The sequence below is a fragment of the Oceanobacillus sp. AG genome (genome assembly GCF_009746545.1).
Lineage (GTDB): Bacteria > Bacillota > Bacilli > Bacillales > Amphibacillaceae > Oceanobacillus > Oceanobacillus indicireducens.
Map to the genome: position 1 here is coordinate 1 of NZ_WOWT01000060.1, position 5,276 is coordinate 5,276.

The 5,276-nt window shown below is 33.3% G+C and carries 6 protein-coding genes and 1 pseudogene; all 7 read right to left on the bottom strand.

The features are described 5' to 3' along the window. Nucleotides 1–121 precede the first annotated feature (121 nt). Nucleotides 122–511: pseudogene (locus tag GN217_RS18345) on the bottom strand (phosphoribulokinase); the annotation flags it as partial. Nucleotides 512–789: 278 nt separating this feature from the next. After that, nucleotides 790–1,401 carry an ABC-2 transporter permease gene (locus GN217_RS18350; RefSeq protein WP_156858086.1) on the bottom strand — a complete coding sequence of 204 codons (612 nt, stop codon included), beginning with the start codon at nt 1,399–1,401 and terminating at the stop codon, nt 790–792. Further along, nucleotides 1,394–2,263: an ABC transporter ATP-binding protein gene (locus GN217_RS18355; RefSeq protein WP_156858090.1), complete on the bottom strand. Its 870-nt coding sequence runs from the start codon at nt 2,261–2,263 to the stop codon at nt 1,394–1,396. The genes GN217_RS18350 and GN217_RS18355 overlap by 8 nt, the downstream gene beginning before the upstream one ends. Before the next feature lie 513 nt (nt 2,264–2,776). Beyond that, nucleotides 2,777–3,649, bottom strand: coding sequence for an ABC transporter ATP-binding protein (locus GN217_RS18360; RefSeq protein ID WP_156858087.1), 873 nt, complete (start codon nt 3,647–3,649; stop codon nt 2,777–2,779). A gap of 5 nt (nt 3,650–3,654) precedes the next feature. Further along, complete coding sequence (locus GN217_RS18365) at nt 3,655–4,026, bottom strand: GntR family transcriptional regulator (RefSeq protein WP_156858088.1); 372 nt, start codon at nt 4,024–4,026, stop codon at nt 3,655–3,657. A 525-nt stretch (nt 4,027–4,551) separates the two neighbouring features. Next, complete coding sequence (locus GN217_RS19300; RefSeq protein ID WP_255454424.1) at nt 4,552–4,680, bottom strand: hypothetical protein; 129 nt, start codon at nt 4,678–4,680, stop codon at nt 4,552–4,554. Between the two features lie 40 nt (nt 4,681–4,720). Further along, nucleotides 4,721–5,134: a DUF2651 family protein gene (locus tag GN217_RS18370; RefSeq protein ID WP_156858089.1), complete on the bottom strand. Its 414-nt coding sequence runs from the start codon at nt 5,132–5,134 to the stop codon at nt 4,721–4,723. Nucleotides 5,135–5,276: the final 142 nt, after the last annotated feature.

The following is a 5,276-nucleotide window of genomic DNA, read 5'->3' on the forward strand; positions in this document are numbered from 1 at the left end:
TTCATGGTGAGTCCTCTCCTTGGTATGTTTTAATTTAGGGGTCAATGCGCATTGACACCCAGTACTATACCAGAGAGGCTCTTTTTTGTTCAAACCTCAAATTTCTTCATTACAGGAATGCTTCTATAATATTTATCTTTTTTTGAGAAGAGATTAAATTACCCTTCATATAGTGTGCGCCTAATGTATAAATGTCCAAACCATCTCTAATCATATGTATATCTCGTTCTAAAGCTGATATATTATGAGCATCTGGGTGACAGGCTGTCATCTTATAACGATGATATTCATTCTTATATTCATAATTAATAACAGCATACTTCCTAATATTAGAAGAGGCAATTATATAAGGGTCCGTATTAATATAATTCACATCATCTTGTCCCAATAATTCTATCAGATGATTGGCAAATGTTGTTTTTCCAGAAGCACCGTGACCCGAAATACCGATTATTATTTTCTTTTCATTACTACCGATCAATTTGGCTAATTTATATAATATCTTATCCATAATTCCCACTCTTCTGTTATCATTATTTTGGTGATCTCCAGTTAAAATATTATACCCTTTAACGCAATAAATGAAGCCATTAATATTCGTATTCCGTTCCTTGGGAATTCAAGGAATCCAATTCTCAGCATATTTCAATTCGTATGGGTGTGGAAGGCCTAGAATATTCGCTACTTCTATATTATTTGCTAAATCTTTTATTCTAAATGCTCCTATTTAAAAGGTTGTAAAGTTAAACGTCCGTTTCTAATATTAAGGACATGATGTAATCCCCCCACTTAAAACACCTTCCGCTGATAAATAAATTGACTGACCATCCAGGAAGTCAGATAAAGCATAATTGAGATAACTGCGCCACTAAGGTAAAGAGTTATGGTCGACAAGCTTGTAAGAAAATCTGTAATCACAGTTAGGTTTTCCGCCAGGAACCGGAAAAAAGGTGGTAGAACAACTGCTGTAATAATCACTCCAACCAGGACCACTGCACCTATATAACCAGGCTTTAATATATAAAACAATGGAAAGGCAAAAGCAGAGAAGATGAAGAATAACCCTATAGCTATAGATATATCCCTTATCATAAATTCATAGTTAAAAAGATAGAGAATGATACTAGCTATACCAATTGATAAAATCATATATGCAAGCGCACCAATATATTTTGCAGCAACAATCTCTTTTCGCGTATATGGTAAAGAATTAAGAAGAATATTAGATTCTACCTGCTCATCATAAATATATCCATTTAAAGGTATATATGTACTTGCCAAGAAAAAAACAAAGGCTGGACTCATATGATCGGCAAAGATGGCAAAGAACATAATAAATGGAATAAATAGTAGTATTTGTGTTTTTTGTATTACAAAATCTTTTCTTATCAAGTTAAACATATTGTTTACTCGCCCCTTTCGTATAAAACATAATATCTTCTAAGGATACGTCTTCCATAACCACTTGATTTCCTAACAATCCTCTTACTTTTTCTGCATGATTTGTTATTCCTTGAAATCCAGTCGAAGAACGTTCCATACTTATAAAATTCTTTTCAATATCGTGATCTAGTAGATTGATATTTCCTTTAACTAATGCATAACGCTCCTGTATATTCCTTATCGACTCGTTGAAAAGAATCTCTCCTTTTTGAATGAATGTAATATTGTCTGCAATTCGTTCCAGATCACTGGTTATATGAGTGGAAAAGAAGATCGTTCTCCTCCCATCTGCCATCATTTCTTTTAAAATATCCAATAACTCCCTTCGAAAAACTGGGTCTAAACCAGCTGTCGGTTCATCCATCATAATAAATTCAGCATCATGAGACAATGCCATCGCCAAAGAGGTTTTCATCAGCATCCCTTTAGAAAAGGATTTAATCGCCTTGTTTAACGGAAGTTCAAATTTCTTGATATAATCATAAAATCGACTATCACTCCAATTTTTATAGGCTGGACTGATAATTTTACGAATATCCTTTAGATTTAAATTTTCATAAAAGACATTACGATCATAGACAAATCCTATGCGCTCCTTGATTTCCTTTTCATGACCGGTATAATCCTTTCCAAATATCTTTATTTCGCCTGCATCTGGTTGCAATAGATTCATCATCAACTTCATAGTAGTTGTTTTTCCTGCTCCATTGCTTCCCACAAATCCTGTTATTTCGCCTTCTTTTACTTGTAAATCAATATCCTCTAACGAAAAATCTTTAAAATGTTTGCTTACATTTTTAAATTCGACTATGTTGTTTATTGTTCTCACTCCTTATTATAAATTAGATGTTTTTGAGTAGTGCTTTTATAAAGTGAATCTTCAATCAATGAGGTTTTTTCCTCATTCCCCACTGATTGTAAGTTGAACGAACCTTAGGTGTTAGCGCCGTTCTCTTCCACCTAAACTTTCTCGATCTGACTTGAAGGTTTGAAGTGGGAGTTTTACGGACGATTACACTGGGATAAATTTAACCAAATTTTATCTTTAATTTCTGTCACCATAACCGCCTCCATGTATCTATACAATCAAATAGTCCATATACAATATATACATTATATACTCAATCACCAGTATACACAATACTGTTTTCTGAAATTCTCATTTTTTAACAAAAAAAGACCTTAATGTTTTATTAAAGTCTTCAATGTATCTTCATTATTTCTGCAGTCCTATTTACTTGGGAAAATTTATCAAACACCGGTAATTAGATGATCTGAGAATCAAGAGCAGCGGAGAAAAACAGATATGACGGCCAACGATGTTTATAATTAATCAATTACCCCCATTCCTATGTGCAGATTTCATATAAAACATGATTTCATCTAAAGAAGCTTTCTCTATTACAACGTGATCTTCAAAAACTTTTTGTACCTCTCCTGCATCTTTTGATAAAGCTTGAAAGATGCCTTGAGACTCCTCTATGTAAATGAAATGCGCTTCCGTATCCCTGTCAAGCAAATCCGTGCTTCCTTTAACCAAGACATATTGTTCCTGTAACTTATCCATAGGTTGATGAAAAAGAATTTCCCCTTTATCAACCAGTACAATATAATCAGCAAAACGCTCCAAATCGCTTGTAGTATGCGTTGAAAAAAATATACTCTTCCCTTCATTTACCATAAATTCTTGAAAAATGTCTAATAATTCCCTGCGAAATGTGGGATCTAACCCTGCGGTCGGCTCATCCATAATAATTAATTCCGCATTATGTGATAAGGCAATAGCTATAGAAGCTTTCATTTGCATTCCCTTAGAAAAATTTTTAATAGATTTATTTAAAGGCAGCTCAAATTGGTTAATGTACTTATTAAATTGCTTATTATCCCACTGTTTATAAGCTGGAGCAACAATTTTACTAATATCCTTCAAGTTCAGGGATTCATAATATATATTGCTGTCGTATACAAAGCCTATCCGGTTTTTAATTTCTTTTTCATGGGTGGCATAATCCAGTCCAAACACGCTTACCTTTCCCTTATCTGGTTGTAATAAGTTCATCATAAACTTAATCATCGTTGACTTTCCAGATCCGTTTGGACCAATAAATCCTGTTGTATATCCTTGTTTTATCTGTAAATCTATATTATCTATAGAGAACGTCTCAAAACTTTTGGATACGCCATGAAATTCAATTACATTTTCCATACCTCTCACTCCTCAAACAACAACCTTAATAGATCTTGTAATTCTTCATAAGATAACCCAATTTCCTTACTATTGGAGATAACCGCACTTAATTGCTCTTCAATTACTTGCAATTTTTTCTCTCGAATAACCTCTAAATTTTGCTCTGCTACAAATGAACCTTTCCCCACAATTAGGTATATGAACCCTGCTTTCTCCAGTTCTTCATATGCCCGTTTAGTAGTGATAACGCTAATTCTTAAATCTTTAGCCAATTGTCTTATTGATGGTAAAGCGGCTCCTTCTTTTAGTTCACCTGACAATATTTTAGTCTGAATTTGTTTGAAAATCTGTTCATAGATAGGTTCTTTTGATCTGTTAGAAATAATGATTTGCATGCAGATACCTCCTTTTCATTAAAGCGTGTATCTATTGTACCTGGCATTAAGCTTTGAAAATATAGTTAAAATAAACTTTGAAAATGCCATTGATTTCTTGCTATGTATATAATACATAATCACTATATACACTAGTTAAGCATTGTTATCTTTATTTTTCAAGCAATTTATAACTGGCTTGAGATAATCCTGGTTGTCATTGTTATTTTGATTTGCAAATTGCGAGCGAGGGAAAATTGAGCCATACCGTAACTAATTTTGCGCTCCAAAAACAAGGGTGGAATTCACAAACATGAAATAATTTTTTGTACCACTTTTGATATGTTTTTATCAGCAGCTGCCTTGTAATTTACAACTTGCTGCCTAATAGTTTACCAATGGAGTGATTTCAATATTTTCGGAAATAAAAAAAGCCTAACCCCTCCTTATCTTTATCGAGGAATTTGACTCATGGTCTTCTACAAACACTTTATTGACGAACATGACATAGCTAACAGAAATTTTAAAGTAACAAACCATCGGTATTTATTCTAATTCATATTTTAACGTATCCTCCATTTGACCAGCTTGTTCGTTATAGTAAACTAAAAATTCTTCACCGGTATTTAAATTACGAACTTTCGCTGCATAATCAAATAGAGTGTAGTTACCCATGTTATCATATAAAACATCGTAAATTTCAAATTCGCTCTCATTATAATGCATCTCCAAATATTGTTCCGCCTACCATAACCTTTCTCTCTTCAGATTTATCAGGGGTCATTGCCATTATAAATAATAGTACAACAAGACTTAGACTTGCAATTAGTACTCCGACCAAGCTGATAAATACCTTCAGTGTAACTTTAACCTTAGAGTATTTTATCTTTTCAATCCCCATTCCTGCCGCTGACCCTAATAGGCTAACAAGCGTATACACAATAATCCAGAGCCAGAATGTATTGTCTAGAAAGATGATTGAGCTAATCATCCCCCCTAAAAGAGTAAAAAGAGGTCCTGGCCAAAGTTTTTTAAAAAGAATAAAACTCAATAATCCAATCAGGAAATTTATAAGGGGATAAAATACGATAACTGCTTGGGATTCATGTAAAGCTCCACATTGTTCCATCTAAAACACTTGCTACAGATTAAAAATAGACTTCCCTGCTATAATGTGCTAAGTTTTTTTCATATTAATAGAGGGGAGTTTTTTAATTGATTCATTTACATGATTTTAAGATTGATATTTTTCAATACGCGGCAAATGGAAT